The sequence below is a fragment of the Streptomyces sp. NPDC090083 genome (assembly GCF_044747445.1).
Taxonomy (GTDB): Bacteria; Actinomycetota; Actinomycetes; order Streptomycetales; family Streptomycetaceae; genus Streptomyces.
Genome location: NZ_JBIVED010000001.1, coordinates 1201490 through 1216979 on the forward strand (window position 1 = coordinate 1201490; position 15490 = coordinate 1216979).

Here is a 15490-nt window from a genome sequence, read left to right on the forward strand (position 1 = left end):
CCTGTCGGTTGCGGCAACCCCATCATGCCGTCCCCGCACGCGCGTTCCCACTCCGGTCCGGTACGCGGGACGTCCGGCCGGGGTGCGCGGTGCGGCACAAGCGTGCCGTACGACGAATTATGTGCTGTCGCGCAACAGGCGTACCAGCGGCGGGGTGCACGCGAGGCGATTGTTAACTCCGGTGAAAGGAACTGTCGTTGGCACGTGTGCGTGAAGAGAGGTGAATAGGATTGCGCGGACAGACGTACGACGAACTGCTGGGCGAACAGGGCGGACAGGACGGATGACAGACCGGACCGGACCGGCCGCGCGGAACACGGCGGCAGAGAACTCGGTGACGGGCACCCCGGCCGTCGAAGCGGCGGCGGACCCGACGACACCCGCACCGGCGACACCCTCGGGGACGACCGCTTCCCCGGAGACCCCTTCAAGCACCGCGAAAAGTCCTTCGGGCCCCACCGGTTCCCGGGGAGCCGTGTCGGCGAAGACCGTCGCGGCGGAAGTCTCGGCGGAGGCGGTCGCGGCGGAGCCGAGCCGTCCCGCCGCTACGGAGGCGACGGCGGGCTCGGCGGCAGGCGCCTCCGCGGAGACCGCGGCGCTCGCCGGGAGCCCTGCCCCGGAGGAGCCGTCGGGACCGGGGGCGGGAGTCCCTTCCGGACAGGCCGGGCGGCAGGAGGCCGAGGCCGAGGCGCCCGCCGCGGTGCTGGCCGCGAGCGTGCCCGAGGGCGACGGGCGCGATCCCGGTGACGCGCATGCCGCGTCGGTGGGGCGTCCCGGACGGCCGGTGCTGGCCGGCGCGGCGGTGCTCGGCGCGCTGCTGATCGCCGTACCGGGGCTGCTGATGAGCCGGGACCGGACGCCGGAGAGCCACGACCGGGTGGTCGCGGACCAGGCGGGCACCGTGCTCGGCGGCGGCGACGCGACGCAGGGGGCGGGGGCGTACGCCTCGTCGAGCCCGTCCGCGTCCGTCCTGAAGGCCTCGCCGAAGGCGCTCCCGCACAAGGCGGCGCCGCCGAAGACCTCTCTCGCGCAGCCGGTGAGCGAGCCGACGGCGGTCAAGAAGACCAAGAAGCCGGCCGCGACGCCGAAGCCGAAGAAGTCCACGTCGGCGGCGAAGTCCGGGACGGGCTCGACTTCCAAATCCACGTCCTCGTACCCGTCGGACATCCTTGTCACGGCCACCCGGGTGCTGCACGCGGGCCAGTCCCTCAACGCGAACAAGGCCCGGCTGCGCATGCAGACCGACGGCAACTTCGTGCTCTACGACGAGAACAACAAGGCCCGTTGGGCCACGATGACCTTCGGCTCGAACTATCACGCCGTGTTCCAGGGGGACGGCAACCTCGTCGTCTACACCGCCGACAACCGTCCCGTCTGGGCCAGCAGGACCGACGGCCACGGCGGTGCGACCCTGCGGCTCCAGGGCGACGGCAACATGGTGATCTACGCCGGCTCGACCGCGATCTGGGCCACCAACACCGTCCACTGACCGCCCTCGAATCCGTCCGGCCCGCCCCCGCTCGGGGACGGGCCGGAGACGTACGGCGGCATCGGTCAGTCGGTGAGGGTGACGTCCTGCTGCCGCACGGCGTGGAAGCGGGGCAGCGGGAGACCGGAACCGGCGGAGAGTTCCATCACCGTGGCCTCGACCCGGGCGGCGCCGGGGGTGACCGGGTGGGACGGCTTGCCGGAGTTCGCCCAGGCGTGCTCCATGCCGTCGCAGACGGCCTGGGTGCCGCCGATGCCGTGCCGGATCGAGGGGTCGCCCTGGGAGACGGAGGAACTGACGTACGCCGGGCCCGAGTTGCCCAGACAGCGGTAGGTGCCGGAGAGGGTGACGGTGCCGTCCGGGGCGATACGGCCCGTCGGGTCGACCGTCACCGTCTCGTAGGAGTCGGCGGACGCGGTCGCCGCGGGGGCGCCGGCCAGCAGGAGCAGCGCGGCACCGGCCGCCGTACCGAGGACGGAACGCAGGGACATGGGGATACCTCCTGGGAGTCGGGCCTCCACTGGTACCGGGCGGGCACCCCGACTCCCGTGACCCTCACTCCTTCGGTGGCGAGTCCGTACCGGCGATGCGATCGTCACTCCGCAGGGCGCGCGAGGACTCGACGGGGACGATGAGGTGGCGGCTCCGCATCGACCGTCGTGGAACCGTCCGAGTGTTGTCCGCGTGTTGTCACGCTTCACGGCGGGCTGTTCCGATGAGTTCGCGCCGGGAGGATGGTCTGTTCATGCGATGCGGGCGGCGACGGAGCCGCCGGAACGGATCGCATCCGACGTGGAGGTACGCCATGTGTTCCCACCAGTCCTCGTGCCCCGTGACCGACACCACCGCCGAGACCGCGCACATCGTCTCCGCCCACCCCGAGCAGGGCTGGACGCTGCTGTGCGACGGCGCGATCGTCTTCGACGACACCGGCGCCCTCCTCCCCGACGGCCGGATCGTCGCCCCGCACCGGGTTCCGGCGGACCAACTCGCCGTCGCCGCCTGACCGTTCCGCCCACCCGTCCGCCCGCACGCGACACGGCGGGACCGCCGGACGGAGCCCGCGACACCTCGCGCACCGCCCGGGTTCGGCTTGCGCACCCGAGGTGACCAGCAGCGATGCCGTCGGCCTAAGATGATCAACGTGTCCGACCAGCATGCTCCACGGTCTCTCATCGTCACGCTCTACGGCGCGTACGGACGCTTCGTGCCCGGCCCGGTCCCGGTCGCGGAACTGATCCGGCTCCTGGCCGCCGCCGGCGTCGACGCACCCTCCGTGCGCTCCTCCGTGTCCCGCCTGAAACGCCGCGGGCTGCTCCTGCCCGCCCGCACCGCGCAGGGCGCCGCCGGCTACGAACTCTCGCCCGAGGCACGGCAGTTGCTCGACGACGGCGACCGGCGCGTCTACGCGAGCGCTCCGCCGGAGGACGAGGGCTGGGTGCTCGCGGTGTTCTCCGTACCGGAGTCGGAGCGCCAGAAGCGGCACGTCCTGCGCTCGCGGCTGTCCGCTCTGGGCTTCGGCACCGCCGCCCCCGGCGTGTGGATCGCGCCCGCCCGGCTCCACGAGGAGACCCGGCACCTCCTCCACCGGCTGCGGCTCGACCCGTACGTGGACTTCTTCCGCGGTGAGCACCTCGGCTTCGCGCCGACCGCCGAGGCCGTGGCCCGCTGGTGGGACCTGCCCGCGCTCGCCGCGCAGCACCAGGCGTTCCTCGACCGCCACGCGGACGTGCTGCGCTCCTGGGAGCGGCGCCCGGACACCCCGCCCGAGGACGCGTACCGCGACTACCTCCTCGCCCTGGACTCCTGGCGCCATCTCCCCTACGTCGACCCCGGGCTGCCCGCCGGCCTGCTCCCCCGGGACTGGCCGGGCGTCCGCTCGGCCGAGGTGTTCCGGGCGCTGCACGAGCGGCTGCGGGACGCGGGAGCGGTCTTCGCGGGCGTGTGAGGGCGGTCACTCAGCCAAACCTCAGGTTCCTTAGCAGTTCCTCTCAGAGTTCTTACCTAGCCTTCGACGACGTCGCTCGTCGGGTAAGGAAGAGGACTGTTGCGCATGACCACCACGGCAAGGGCTCAGGGAGCCACCGTCTGGCTCACCGGACTGCCGAGTGCGGGCAAGACGACGATCGCCCAGCATCTGGGTGAGCGCCTGAAGGCCGAGGGACATCGGGTGGAGGTCCTCGACGGCGACGAGATACGCCGGTTCCTCTCGGCGGGCCTCGGTTTCTCCCGGGAGGACCGCAACACCAACGTCCAGCGCATCGGCCTCGTCTCCGAGGTCCTCGCCCGCAACGGCGTCCTCTCCGTGGTCCCGGTCATCGCGCCGTACGCCGACAGCCGCGAGGCGGTCCGCAAGCGCCACGAGGCGAGCGGGACGCCGTACATCGAGGTGCATGTCGCGACGCCGGTCGAGGTGTGCAGCGAACGCGATGTGAAGGGCCTCTACGCCCGCCAGGCCGCGGGTCACCTCACCGGCCTGACCGGCGTCGACGATCCGTACGAGCCGCCCACGGACCCGGCGCTCACCCTGCCGACGCAGGTGCAGACCCCGCAGGAGTCGGCGGACGCGGTGTACGCGGTGCTGTCGGAGCGGGGGCTGGTGTGAGCGCGGTGACGCCCCGGGAGCCCTTCGTCCTCTCGCATCTGGACGCTCTCGAGTCCGAGGCGGTGCACATCTTCCGCGAGGTGGCGGGCGAGTTCGAACGGCCGGTGATCCTCTTCTCCGGCGGCAAGGACTCCATCGTCATGCTCCACCTGGCACTCAAGGCGTTCGCACCCGCGCCGGTACCGTTCTCCCTCCTGCACGTGGACACCGGACACAACTTCCCCGAAGTCCTCGACTACCGCGACCGCGCGGTCGCCGCCCACGGACTGCGCCTCCACGTCGCCTCCGTCCAGGACTACATCGACCGCGGTGTGCTCCGCGAACGCCCCGACGGAACCCGCAACCCCCTCCAGACCCTGCCGCTCACCGAGAAGATCCAGACCGAACGCTTCGACGCCGTCTTCGGCGGCGGACGCCGCGACGAGGAGAAGGCCCGCGCCAAGGAACGCGTCTTCTCACTCCGCGACGAGTTCTCCCAGTGGGACCCCCGCCGCCAGCGCCCCGAACTGTGGAACCTCTACAACGGCCGCCACGCACCCGGCGAACACGTCCGCGTCTTCCCCCTCTCCAACTGGACCGAACTCGACGTCTGGCAGTACATCGCCCGCGAGCACATCGACCTCCCCGAGATCTACTTCGCCCACTACCGCGAGGTCTTCGGCAGGAACGGCATGTGGCTGACCGCCGGCGAGTGGGGCGGGCCGAAGGCGGGCGAGACCGTCGAGAAGCGGCAGGTGCGGTACCGGACCGTCGGCGACATGTCGTGCACCGGTGCCGTCGACTCCGACGCGGTGACCCTGGAACAGGTCATCACCGAGATCGCCGCCTCCCGGGTCACCGAGCGGGGCGCGACCCGTGCCGACGACAAGATGTCCGAGGCCGCGATGGAAGACCGCAAGCGCGAGGGGTACTTCTGACCATGAGCACCACCACCATCGACACCCTGCGGTTCGCGACGGCCGGTTCGGTCGACGACGGCAAGTCCACGCTCGTAGGACGGCTGCTGCACGACTCCAAGTCGGTCCTCACCGACCAACTGGAAGCCGTGGAACGGGCATCGGCCCACCGCGGCCAGGACGCTCCCGACCTCGCCCTCCTCACCGACGGACTGCGCGCCGAACGCGAGCAGGGCATCACCATCGACGTCGCCTACCGCTACTTCGCCACCCCCCGCAGACGGTTCATCCTCGCCGACACCCCCGGCCACGTGCAGTACACCCGCAACATGGTCACCGGCGCCTCCACCGCCGAGCTGGCGATCATCCTGGTCGACGCGCGCAACGGCGTCGTGGAACAGACCCTGCGGCACGCGGCCGTGGCGGCACTGCTGCGGGTGCCGCACGTCGTCCTGGCCGTCAACAAGATGGACCTCGTCGGCTACGAGCAGGCGGTGTTCGAGCGGATCGTCGAGGAGTTCGCGGGCCACGCGGCCGAGTGGGGGCTGCCCTCCTTCACCCCGGTCCCGGTCTCGGCGCTGGTCGGTGACAACGTCGTCGACCGTTCCCCGCACATGGACTGGTACGAGGGCCCGGCGCTGCTGGAGTTCCTGGAGGACGTCCCGGTGGGCGCGGACCCGTCGGACGCACCGGCCCGCTTCCCGGTGCAGTACGTCATCCGGGACGGCGAGGTCCGGTGGTACGCGGGCCAGCTGGTGTCCGGTTCGCTGCGGGTCGGGGACCGGGTGACGGTGCATCCCTCCGGCGAGACCTCGGAGATCACCGCGATCTCCGTGCTCGGCACCGAGGCCGACGCGGCGTACGCGCCGCAGTCGGTCGGTCTCCGGCTCGCCGATCAGCGGGACGTGTCGCGCGGCGACATGATCACCGCCGGGGTCGACGCGCCCGTGCTCACCCAGGACGTGCGGGCCGCCGTCTGCCATCTGGCCGACCGGCCGCTGCGGGTCGGCGACCGGGTGCTGGTGCGGCACACGACCCGCACGGTCAAGGCGATCGTCAAGGACCTCGGCGGCGCGGCCGAGCTGGCGGCGAACGACCTGGGCCGGATCGCCCTGCGCACCGCCGAGCCGCTCGCGCTCGACGACTACGCGGTCTCCCGCCGTACGGGCGCGTTCCTCGTGATCGACCCGGCCGACGGCGCGACGCTCACCGCGGGGATGACCGACCTGGTCTGATCCTCCTCGCACAGAACGCCCTCGGGCCCCGTTTCCGGACGGGGCCCGAGGGCGTTCTTGTCACGAGATGTCAATAGCGCGGTAACAAGGGGAGCTGTCGTGCGGGAGTGGCCGTTGAACGGGGTATGCCGCTCGGTACCGGGACGAAGGTCCCCCGCGGTGCCCGCCGAGAGACTCTGACAAATGGCGCCGTACCATTCATATAGTTGAAAGCAGGACAGCCTGCTCCATGAACGGACCCGCCTTGCAAGAACGACCCTCCGCCTCCGCCTCCTGGCGCATCGCACTGCCGCACACCGCCGCGGCCGTGCCGGTGGCCCGTGCACTGGTCCGTACGGCTCTGTCCGAGGTCACGTACACGGCCGACAGCGACACCGCGGAGCTGCTGACGGCGGAACTGGTCGCGAACGCGGTGGAGCACACCGCCGGTGACGCCCCCATAGAGCTCGTGGTCGAGCTGCTGCCCACCGGCTGCCAGGTCGAGGTGCACGACCCCGACCCGAAGCCGCCGGGAAGTCTCACGAAACCCGTCGTCGAGGAGCCCGACCCCTGGCAGGAGCACGGGCGCGGCCTGCTGCTGATCCGTGCCCTCAGCTCGTCCTGCGGCCACCGCCCCACCGAGTCGGGCAAGGCCGTGTGGTTCAGGCTGCCCGTCGTACCGCCCCAGTGGCGCCCGGCGGGATAGCCGCCGCAGGACATCGGGACAGGCCGGGCCCGGTCAGGCGAGTGTGGCGACCAGGACGGCCTTGATCGTGTGCAGCCGGTTCTCCGCCTGGTCGAAGACGACCGAGTGCGGGGACTCGAAGACCTCGTCCGTGACCTCCAGGGAGTCGAGGCCGTGGGTCTCGTATATCTCGCGGCCGACCTTGGTGCCGAGGTCGTGGAAGGCCGGCAGGCAGTGCAGGAACTTGACGTCCGGGTTGCCGGTGGCCCGCAGGACGTCCATGGTCACCGCGTACGGCGCGAGGGCGGCGATCCGCTCGGCCCAGACCTGCTGGGGCTCGCCCATGGAGACCCACACGTCGGTGACGACGAAGTCGGCGCCCGCGACCCCCTCCTCGATGCCCTCGGTGAGCGTGATGCGCGCGCCGGTCTTCGCGGCGAGCGCGCGGGCGGCGGTGACGATCTCGCCGGCGGGCCAGTACGCCTCCGGGGCGACGATCCGTACGTCCATGCCCAGCAGCGCGCCGGTGACGAGGTAGGAGTTGCCCATGTTGAAGCGGGCGTCGCCGAGGTAGGCGAAGGAGATCTCCTTCAGCGGTCTGTCGCTGTGCTCGGTCATGGTGAGCACGTCGGCGAGCATCTGGGTGGGGTGCCAGTCGTCGGTGAGCCCGTTGTAGACCGGCACGCCCGCGTACGCGCCCAGCTCCTCCACGGCGACCTGGCTGTCGCCGCGGTACTCGATGGCGTCGAACATACGGCCGAGCACCCGGGCGGTGTCCTTCACGGACTCCTTGTGCCCGATCTGCGAGCCCGACGGGTCCAGATAGGTCGTCGAGGCGCCCTGGTCGGCGGCGGCGACCTCGAACGCGCAGCGGGTGCGCGTCGAGGTCTTCTCGAAGATCAGCGCGATGTTCTTCCCCGACAGGTACCGCGTCTCGCCCCCGGCCTTCTTGGCGGCCTTCAGCTCGGCGGCCAGCTCGATCAGACCGCGGAACTCCTCCTCGGAGAAGTCCAGCTCCTTGAGGAAGTGGCGGCCGGCGAGGGCGGTCGGGACTGTCGCCATGGGGGCGCTCCAGAGATGCGGGTACAGGGGACCAAAGGCTTACTCTTGGAATTCTATACGACAGATAGCATTTCTATACGGCGTCCCGCTCGACCGGGCAGCTCATGCACCGCGGCCCGCCCCGGCCCCGGCCCAGCTCGCTCCCCGGGATCTCGATCACCTCGATCCCCTGCTTGCGCAGATACGTGTTGGTGGTGGCGTTCCGCTCGTACGCGACGACGACACCGGGCTCGACGGCGAGGACGTTGCAGCCGTCGTCCCACTGCTCGCGCGCGGCGGCGTGCACGTCCTGGGTGGCGGTGAGGACCCGGATCGCGCCCAGACCGAGGGCTGCGGCGATCGCGTGGTGCATGTGCTCCGGCGGATGGTCGGTGACCTTCAACTCCTTGTCGCCGACGCCCGGTTCGATGGTGTACGACCGCAGCATGCCGAGCCCGCCGTACTGGGTGAAGGTGTCGCCGTCGACCATCGTCATCACGGTGTCGAGGTGCATGAAGGCGCGCTGCTTGGGGATGTCGAGGGCCACGATCGTGCGCGCGGAGCCCTCGGCGAACAGCTTGTGCGCGAGCATCTCGACGGCCTGCGGAGTGGTCCGCTCGCTCATGCCGATGAGCACCGCGCCGTTTCCGATGACGAGCACGTCACCGCCCTCGATGGTGGACGGGTAGTCGGCCTGCCCCTCCGACCAGACGTGGAACTTCTCGGCACGGAAGAGCGGGTGGTGCCGGTAGATCGCCTCGAAGTGGACGGTCTCGCGCTGCCGGGCCGGCCAGCGCATGGCGTTGACGGAGACGCCGTCGTAGATCCAGGCGGAGGTGTCGCGGGTGAAGAGGTGGTTGGGGAGCGGGGCGAGGAGGAAGTCGTCGAGGTCCATGACGTGGAAGCGGACGGAGGTCGGCTCCGCGTGCGCCTCCAGGAACTCCCGCTTGGTCATGCCGCCCACCAGCGCCTCGGCCAGTTCGGGTGCGGGCAGCGCCTCGAAGGCGGCGCGCAGGTGGTCGGTGGCGAGGGGGCCGTACTCCTTCTCGTCGAAGACGCGGTCCAGGACGAGCGCGCGAGCCTCCGGGATCGCCAGGGACTCGGCGAGCAGGTCACCGAAGAGGTGGACGGCGACGCCCCGGTCGCGCAGGACGTCCGCGAAGCCGTCATGCTCGGCGCGCGCCCGGCGCACCCAGAGCACGTCGTCGAAGAGAAGCGCGTCCTTGTTGCCGGGGGTGAGCCTTTTGAGCTCGAGATCCGGCCGGTGCAGGATGACGCGGCGCAGCCGCCCGGTCTCGGAGTCGACATGGAGTGCCATGTCTCCATCCTGACCAACCCGGGCCGAGTTCACCCCCGTACTTTTCATACTGCACTTGTTCTCGTCCTCTTGACGACAAGTGCGGCCTCCGCTTATCGTCTCACTGACGACATCGAGGCGGGATCTGACCGGATCCCATGGGACCGACGGGATCTGAGGGATTCTGATGGCCGACATCACCCGGCGCCTGGGCTGGCGCCACCTGCGCGGGGCGCCGACGGCTCACATCCGGCACCACCACGGCGGCAAGCTGCTGCACGACGGCCCCGGACTCAGCTTCTGGTTCCGCGCGTTGACCGCCGCACTCTCCGAAGTACCGGTCGACGACCGCGAGTTGGCCATGACCTTCCACGCCCGTACGTCCGACTTCCAGGACGTGGCCGTGCAGGCGACCGTCACCTACCGGATCAGCGACCCGGCCCTCGCCGCCGCCCGCCTCGACTTCTCCGTCGACCCGGACACCGGCGTGTGGCGAGGCTCGCCGCTCGAACAACTCGGCACCCTGCTCACGGAGACGGCCCAGCAGCACGCGCTGGCGGTCCTCGCCCGGACCCCCCTCGCCGCCGCGCTGGTCGACGGAGTGACGGCGGTACGGGAGCGGATCGCGGCCGGGCTCGGTGCCGAACCCCGGCTCCCCGCCACCGGCATCGAGGTGGTCGCCGTCCGCGTGATGGCGATCCGCCCCGAGCCCGAGGTGGAGCGGGCGCTGCGCACCCCGGCCCGCGAGCAGATCCAGCAGGAGGCGGACAAGGCCACCTACGAGCGCCGGGCGGTGGCCGTCGAGCGGGAGCGCGCGATCGCCGCGAACGAACTGGACAGCCAGATCGAACTCGCCCGCCGCGAGGAGCAGTTGGTCGACCAGCGCGGCACCAACGCGCGCCGCGAGGCCGAGGAGCACGCGGCGGCGGACGGCGTGCGCGCCGAGGCCGAGGCGACCCGCACGGTACGGCTGGCCGACGCCGAGGCGGCGCGTTCCGTACGGCTCGCCCGCGCCGAGGCCGAGGGCGCGCGCGAGGTGGGCGACGCACGGGCACACGCCCAGGCGGCCTGGCTGCGGGTGCACGCCGATGTCGACGTGGCGACGCTGAACGCGCTCACCGGGACCCGGCTCGCGGAGAACCTGCCGAACATCGACAGCATCACCATCTCGCCGGACGTGCTGACGGGGCTGCTGACCAGACTCGGTGGCGGGGAGGCCGGCGCGTGAGTCTCGCGCCGCGGGCCGTCCTCGTCCACCGGACCACGGAGTACGAGGAGTTGGTGGCCCGGCACGGGACGCACGGGCAGGCCGCGTACTTCCTCCGCTCGCGCGGCCGGGACATCGAGGAGGTCGCCGAACGGCACCGCAGGACCCGGCGCGCGCTGGCCGAGGTGTCGGCGGCGATTCCCCTGACCTGGCGTCAGACCCAGGTCGAGCGGGCCGACCTGGACCGGTTCCTGTTCGCGCCGGAGGACGTGGTGGCCGTCGTCGGACAGGACGGGCTGGTCGCGAACGTCGCCAAGTACCTCACCGGGCAACCGGTGCTGGGCTTCGACACCGACCCCGGGCGCAACCCCGGTGTCCTGGTCCGGCACAGCCCGTCGGCCGCGGCCACCCTGCTGCCGTCGGCGCACGCGGCCGGTACCGGCGTGGACGAACTGACCATGGTCGAGGCCGTAGCCGACGACACGCAGCGGCTGGTCGCGCTCAACGAGATCTATCTGGGAGCCGTCGGTCATCAGACGGCCCGATACCGCCTGGGTCTGGAGGGCGACGGGGGTGTCGTCGAGGCCCAGGCGTCCTCCGGGGTGCTCGTGGGAACGGGCACGGGGGCCACGGGGTGGCTCCGGTCGGTGTGGCAGGAACGGGGCAGTTCCCTGTCCCTGCCACACCCCTCGGAGGGCAGGCTGGTGTGGTTCGTGCGCGAGGCGTGGCCGTCACCGGTGACCGGCACGTCGCTGGTCTCCGGGCAGCTGGTCGGTTCCGCGGTGCTTGAACTCACCGTGGAATCCGAGCAGTTGATCGTGTTCGGGGACGGGATGGAAGGGGACGCGGTGGAGTTGACGTGGGGGCAGGGCGTGCGGGTCGGGGTGTGCGAGCAGAGACTGCGGCTCATCGGCTGAACCACCACCCGGGGGCTCGCCCCAGACCCCCGGGCGTTTGCCCACCCGCACCACACCTCACAACCGAGGGTCCACCGGCTCGGACTCCAGCGCCAGCACCCCGAAGACCGCCTCGTGCACCCGCCACAACGGCTCGCCCTCGGCCAGCCGGTCCAGCGCCTCCAGGCCCAGCGCGTACTCCCGGACGGCGAGGGACCGCTTGTGGTTCAGGAACCGCCCCCGCAGCCGCGCGAGGTTCTCGGGCCGCGTGTACTCCGGACCGTAGATGATCCGCAGGTACTCCCGGCCCCGGCACTTGATCCCGGGCTGGACCAGCCGGCCCGCCGCGCTGCGCACCACCGCCTCGACCGGCTTGACGACCATGCCCTCGCCGCCGCGCCCGGTCATCTCCAGCCACCAGTCGACACCGGCCCGGACGGACTCGGGGTCACCGGTGTCGACGTAGAGACGACGGGTGGTCTGCAGCAGGCCCGTGCCGTCGTGCTCGACGAGCCGGTCCAGCAGGGCGAGTTGCTCGTCGTGCGGGAGCGCCGCGAGGCTGCGGCCCTGGACCGCGAGGAACTGGAACGGGGCGAGGCGGACACCGTCGAGACCGGACGTGGTCCAACAGTAGCGCCGGTACGCGTCGGTGAACGCCGAGGCGTCCGCGGCGCGTTCGCGCTGCCGGGAGAGCAGCGCGTCCACGTCGACACCCCGCCCCGCCGCGCCTTCCAGCGCGGCCAACGCACCCGGGAACACCGCCCGCGCCGCCGCGCCGACCGCCGCGTACTGGCCGCGCAGCAGACCGGACGCCTTCAGCGACCACGGCATCAACTCGGCGTCCAGCAGCACCCAGTCGGTGTCGAGCTCCGCCCACAGCCCGGACTCGTCGAGCGCCGTCCGCAGCCGGCCGAGGATCTCCTCGGTGACCGCCGGGTCGTCGAAGAACGGGCGGCCGGTGCGTGTGTACAGGGACCCCGTCGGCCCGTGCTCACCGTCCACACCGAACCGCTTCGCCGCCGCCTCCGCGTCCCGGCACACCAGCGCCACCGCCCGCGACCCCATGTGCTTCTCCTCGCACACGACCCGCGCGACCCCGTCCTCCGCGTACTGGGCGAACGCCTCGGCCGGGTACTCGAGATAGCCGTCCACGTGCGAGGTCGCCGTGGGCGCCATCGTCGGCGGCAGGTACGGCAGCAGGCGCGGGTCGACCGCGAAACGGCTCATGACCTCCAGGGCCGCCGCCGCGTTCTCCTCGCGGACCGACACCCGCCCGGCGTACCGGGTCTCCACCACCCGGCGGCCGTGCACGTCCGCCAGGTCGAGCGGGCGGCCGTCGTGGCCGCCGGGTGCCTCGGTGCGCAGCGGACGGGCCGGCTCGTACCAGACCCGCTCGGCCGGTACGTCGACCACCTCCCGCTCCGGCCACCGCAGGGCGGTCAGCTTGCCGCCGAAGACGGCGCCCGTGTCGAGGCAGATGGTGTTGTTGAGCCAGGTGGCCTCGGGGACCGGGGTGTGGCCGTAGACGACGGCCGCGCGGCCCCGGTAGTCCTCGGCCCACGGGTAGCGCACCGGCAGGCCGAACTCGTCGGTCTCGCCGGTGGTGTCGCCGTAGAGCGCGTGCGAGCGGACCCGGCCGGAGGTGCGGCCGTGGTACTTCTCGGGCAGCCCGGCGTGGCAGACCACCAGCCGGCCGCCGTCGAGGACGTAGTGGCTGACCAGTCCGTCGATGAACTCCTTTACCTGGGCGCGGAATTCGTCGGTCTCCTCCTCCATCTGCTCGATCGTCTCGGCGAGGCCGTGGGTGGGCTGGACCGTGCGGCCCTTGAGGTGCCGGCCGTACTTGTTCTCGTGGTTGCCCGGGACGCACAGCGCGTTGCCCGAGCCGACCATGGACATCACGCGGCGCAGCACACCGGGCGAGTCCGGGCCGCGGTCGACGAGGTCGCCGACGAAGACGGCCGTGCGGCCCGCCGGGTGGACGCCTTCGTCGTAGCCCAACTTGGCGAGCAGGGCCTCCAGTTCGGCGGCGCAGCCGTGGATGTCGCCGATGATGTCGAAGGGGCCGGTGAGGTGGGTCAGGTCGTTGTACCGCTTCTCGGTGACGACGGTGGCGTTCTCGATCTCCTCGACGCCGCGCAGGACGTGCACCTTGCGGAAGCCCTCGCGCTCCAGGCCCCGCAGGGAGCGCCGGAGTTCACGGGTGTGGCGGGTGATGACGCGGCGCGGCATGCCGGCCCGGTCGGCGCGGGAGGCGTTGCGCTCGGCGCACACCTCCTCCGGTACGTCGAGCACGACGGCGATGGGCAGCACGTCGAACTGCTTGGCCAGGTCGATCAGTTGGCGTCGGCTGTCCTGCTGCACGCTGGTCGCGTCGACGACGGTGCGGCGACCGGCGGCGAGGCGCTTGCCCGCGATGTAGTGCAGGACGTCGAAGGCGTCCCGGCTGGCGCTCTGGTCGTTCTCGTCGTCAGCAACCAGGCCCCGGCAGAAGTCCGAGGAGATGATCTCGGTGGGCTTGAAGTGGCGGTGCGCGAACGTGGACTTGCCCGAGCCGGAGGCACCGATCAGCACCACGAGGGAGAGGTCGGTGACGGGCAGGGTACGTGCCTTCGCGGGGGTCTCGTCGGTCATGCGGCCTTCTCCTCCTTCGTGGTCCTCATACGGAACACGGCCATCTGGGTGGGCGGTCCGACCTCGGGGTCGTCGGGCCCGACGGGTACGAACTCGACGTCGTAGCCGTGCCGTTGCGCGATCTTCGCGGCCCACTCGCCGAACTCGGCGCGCGTCCACTCGAAGCGGTGGTCGCCGTGCCGCACATGTCCGGCGGGGAGGGACTCCCAGCGGACGTTGTACTCGACGTTCGGGGTGGTGACGACGACCGTCCGGGGGCGGGCGGCGCCGAACACCGCGTACTCCAGGGCCGGCAGCCGGGGCAGGTCGACGTGCTCGACGACCTCGCTGAGCACGGCGGCGTCGTAGCCCTTGAGGCGGTTGTCGGTGTAGGCGAGGGAGCTCTGGAAGAGCTGGACGCGTGCGGCCTGCCGCTCGCCCATGCGGTCGAGTTTGAGGCGGCGGCCCGCGATGGTGAGCGCGCGCATCGACACATCGGTGCCGACGATCTCCGTGAACCGGGTGTCCTTGAGCAGCGCCTGCATCAACTGGCCCTGTCCGCAGCCGAGATCGAGCACGCGGGCCGCGCCGGACGCCTTGAGCGCGTCGACGATGGCGTCCCTGCGCCGCACGGCGAGGGGGGTCGGCTTCTCCTCGGTCTCGGTCTCCGCCTCGACGGCGTTGTCGATCTCCTCGACCTCGCTGTCGTCGGCCTCGGCGAGCCGTACCAGTTCCAGCCGCGCCATGGCCTCCCGGGTGAGAGACCAACGGCGGGACAGATAGCGGCTGGTGATCAGTTTCTGCTCGGGGTGCGCGGGCAGCCAGCCCTCGCCCGCGCGCAGCAGCTTGTCGACCTCGTCGGACGCCACCCAGTAGTGCTTGGCGTCGTCCAGGACCGGGAGCAGGACGTAGAGGTGGCGCAGCGCCTCGGCGAGGGTCAGCGTCTCCGACTCCAGGACGAGACCGACGTACCGCGAGTCGCCCCACTCGGGGAACTCGGCGTCCAGCGCGACCGGTTCGGCGGTGACCGTCCAGCCGAGCGGCGCGAAGAGGTTCCGTACGAGGCCGGGGCCGCCCCTGGCGGGCAGCGCGGGCACCTCGACGCGCAGCGGCAGCGGCTGTCCCGCGCGCTCGGGGCGTGCGGTGCACACGCCTTTCATGGCGCTGGAGAAGACGGCGCTCAGGGCCACGGCGAGGAGTGAGGAGGCCGCGTACGGACGGTCGTTGACGTACTGGGCGAGGACTGCGTCGGGTGCGCCGCCGCGGCCCTTGCCCTTGCCGCGCCGGACCAGCGCCACCGCGTCGACCTCCAGGAGCAGCGCCGCCGTGCAGCGCTCGGCATCGGCCTCCGGGTAGAGGACGTGGGCCTTGCCGTAGGACGTGGAGAACGCCTGCGCTTTCCCGGGATGCTTGTGCAGCAGGAAACCGAGGTCGGTCGCGGGGCGTTCCGGGGTGCCGGTGGTGGTGATCGTCAGGAACACGGTGGGTATGCCTCGAAACGTCTGCTGAGCCTCTGAACTGGGGAAGTGCGCCACCGCGGAACTCGG

The 15490-nt window shown here is 71.5% G+C and carries 14 protein-coding genes; 9 read left to right on the top strand and 5 right to left on the bottom strand.

What is annotated here, in order from left to right; all coding sequences use genetic code 11:
* Positions 1 to 475 precede the first annotated feature (475 nt).
* Positions 476 to 1489, top strand: coding sequence for a hypothetical protein (locus tag ACIPTO_RS04875; RefSeq protein ID WP_401189477.1), 1014 nt, complete (start codon positions 476 to 478; stop codon positions 1487 to 1489).
* 65 nt (positions 1490 to 1554) lie between these two features.
* Here ACIPTO_RS04875 and ACIPTO_RS04880 read toward each other — a convergent pair whose 3' ends face one another.
* The gene (locus tag ACIPTO_RS04880; RefSeq protein ID WP_366312423.1) at positions 1555 to 1980 is read right to left on the bottom strand and encodes a DUF6299 family protein; all 426 of its coding nucleotides are present in this window, start codon (positions 1978 to 1980) and stop codon (positions 1555 to 1557) included.
* 314 nt (positions 1981 to 2294) lie between these two features.
* On the opposite strand from ACIPTO_RS04880, the gene ACIPTO_RS04885 reads away from it, so the two are divergent.
* From ACIPTO_RS04885 to ACIPTO_RS04910, 6 genes are all read left to right on the top strand, one after another.
* Positions 2295 to 2495, top strand: a complete 201-nt coding sequence (locus ACIPTO_RS04885) for a DUF5999 family protein (protein WP_401189479.1) — start codon at positions 2295 to 2297, stop codon at positions 2493 to 2495.
* A 129-nt stretch (positions 2496 to 2624) separates the two neighbouring features.
* Positions 2625 to 3437, top strand: a complete 813-nt coding sequence (locus ACIPTO_RS04890; RefSeq protein ID WP_401189481.1) for a PaaX family transcriptional regulator C-terminal domain-containing protein — start codon at positions 2625 to 2627, stop codon at positions 3435 to 3437.
* A gap of 105 nt (positions 3438 to 3542) precedes the next feature.
* On the top strand, positions 3543 to 4094 hold the full coding sequence (gene cysC / locus ACIPTO_RS04895) for an adenylyl-sulfate kinase (protein ID WP_401189483.1): 552 nt from the start codon (positions 3543 to 3545) through the stop codon (positions 4092 to 4094).
* Complete coding sequence (cysD, locus tag ACIPTO_RS04900) at positions 4091 to 5011, top strand: sulfate adenylyltransferase subunit CysD (protein ID WP_401189485.1); 921 nt, start codon at positions 4091 to 4093, stop codon at positions 5009 to 5011. The genes cysC and cysD overlap by 4 nt, the downstream gene beginning before the upstream one ends.
* A 2-nt stretch (positions 5012 to 5013) precedes the next feature.
* Complete coding sequence (locus tag ACIPTO_RS04905; RefSeq protein ID WP_401189487.1) at positions 5014 to 6225, top strand: sulfate adenylyltransferase subunit 1; 1212 nt, start codon at positions 5014 to 5016, stop codon at positions 6223 to 6225.
* A gap of 229 nt (positions 6226 to 6454) precedes the next feature.
* Positions 6455 to 6910, top strand: a complete 456-nt coding sequence (locus ACIPTO_RS04910; protein WP_366312435.1) for an ATP-binding protein — start codon at positions 6455 to 6457, stop codon at positions 6908 to 6910.
* 33 nt (positions 6911 to 6943) lie between these two features.
* Here the strand turns inward: ACIPTO_RS04910 and argF are convergent, their stop codons facing one another.
* Together argF and ACIPTO_RS04920 are read right to left on the bottom strand one after the other, a co-directional pair.
* On the bottom strand, positions 6944 to 7951 hold the full coding sequence (argF, locus tag ACIPTO_RS04915) for an ornithine carbamoyltransferase (RefSeq protein WP_366312437.1): 1008 nt from the start codon (positions 7949 to 7951) through the stop codon (positions 6944 to 6946).
* A 73-nt stretch (positions 7952 to 8024) separates the two neighbouring features.
* The gene (locus tag ACIPTO_RS04920) at positions 8025 to 9248 is read right to left on the bottom strand and encodes an arginine deiminase (RefSeq protein WP_366312439.1); all 1224 of its coding nucleotides are present in this window, start codon (positions 9246 to 9248) and stop codon (positions 8025 to 8027) included.
* A gap of 166 nt (positions 9249 to 9414) precedes the next feature.
* Here ACIPTO_RS04920 and ACIPTO_RS04925 point away from each other — a divergent pair, with 166 nt between their 5' ends.
* Positions 9415 to 10455, top strand: coding sequence for an SPFH domain-containing protein (locus ACIPTO_RS04925; RefSeq protein ID WP_366312441.1), 1041 nt, complete (start codon positions 9415 to 9417; stop codon positions 10453 to 10455).
* Positions 10452 to 11351: a hypothetical protein gene (locus ACIPTO_RS04930; protein ID WP_366312443.1), complete on the top strand. Its 900-nt coding sequence runs from the start codon at positions 10452 to 10454 to the stop codon at positions 11349 to 11351. Before ACIPTO_RS04925 ends, ACIPTO_RS04930 begins: the two co-directional genes overlap by 4 nt.
* A gap of 57 nt (positions 11352 to 11408) precedes the next feature.
* On the opposite strand, the gene ACIPTO_RS04935 is transcribed toward ACIPTO_RS04930, so the two are convergent.
* Positions 11409 to 13964: a polynucleotide kinase-phosphatase gene (locus ACIPTO_RS04935; protein WP_401189488.1), complete on the bottom strand. Its 2556-nt coding sequence runs from the start codon at positions 13962 to 13964 to the stop codon at positions 11409 to 11411.
* Complete coding sequence (locus ACIPTO_RS04940; protein ID WP_401189490.1) at positions 13961 to 15424, bottom strand: 3' terminal RNA ribose 2'-O-methyltransferase Hen1; 1464 nt, start codon at positions 15422 to 15424, stop codon at positions 13961 to 13963. Before ACIPTO_RS04940 ends, ACIPTO_RS04935 begins: the two co-directional genes overlap by 4 nt.
* Positions 15425 to 15490 lie beyond the last annotated feature (66 nt).

Coding starts and splice junctions, on each gene's coding strand:
- cysC (WP_401189483.1), top strand. CDS start 3,543: ATGACCACCACGGCAAGGGCTCAGGGAGCCACCGTCTGGCTCACCGGA.
- ACIPTO_RS04905 (WP_401189487.1), top strand. CDS start 5,014: ATGAGCACCACCACCATCGACACCCTGCGGTTCGCGACGGCCGGTTCG.
- ACIPTO_RS04920 (WP_366312439.1), bottom strand. CDS start 9,248: ATGGCACTCCATGTCGACTCCGAGACCGGGCGGCTGCGCCGCGTCATC.
- ACIPTO_RS04890 (WP_401189481.1), top strand. CDS start 2,625: ATGATCAACGTGTCCGACCAGCATGCTCCACGGTCTCTCATCGTCACG.
- argF (WP_366312437.1), bottom strand. CDS start 7,951: ATGGCGACAGTCCCGACCGCCCTCGCCGGCCGCCACTTCCTCAAGGAG.
- ACIPTO_RS04925 (WP_366312441.1), top strand. CDS start 9,415: ATGGCCGACATCACCCGGCGCCTGGGCTGGCGCCACCTGCGCGGGGCG.
- ACIPTO_RS04880 (WP_366312423.1), bottom strand. CDS start 1,980: ATGTCCCTGCGTTCCGTCCTCGGTACGGCGGCCGGTGCCGCGCTGCTC.
- ACIPTO_RS04935 (WP_401189488.1), bottom strand. CDS start 13,964: ATGACCGACGAGACCCCCGCGAAGGCACGTACCCTGCCCGTCACCGAC.
- ACIPTO_RS04885 (WP_401189479.1), top strand. CDS start 2,295: ATGTGTTCCCACCAGTCCTCGTGCCCCGTGACCGACACCACCGCCGAG.
- ACIPTO_RS04910 (WP_366312435.1), top strand. CDS start 6,455: ATGAACGGACCCGCCTTGCAAGAACGACCCTCCGCCTCCGCCTCCTGG.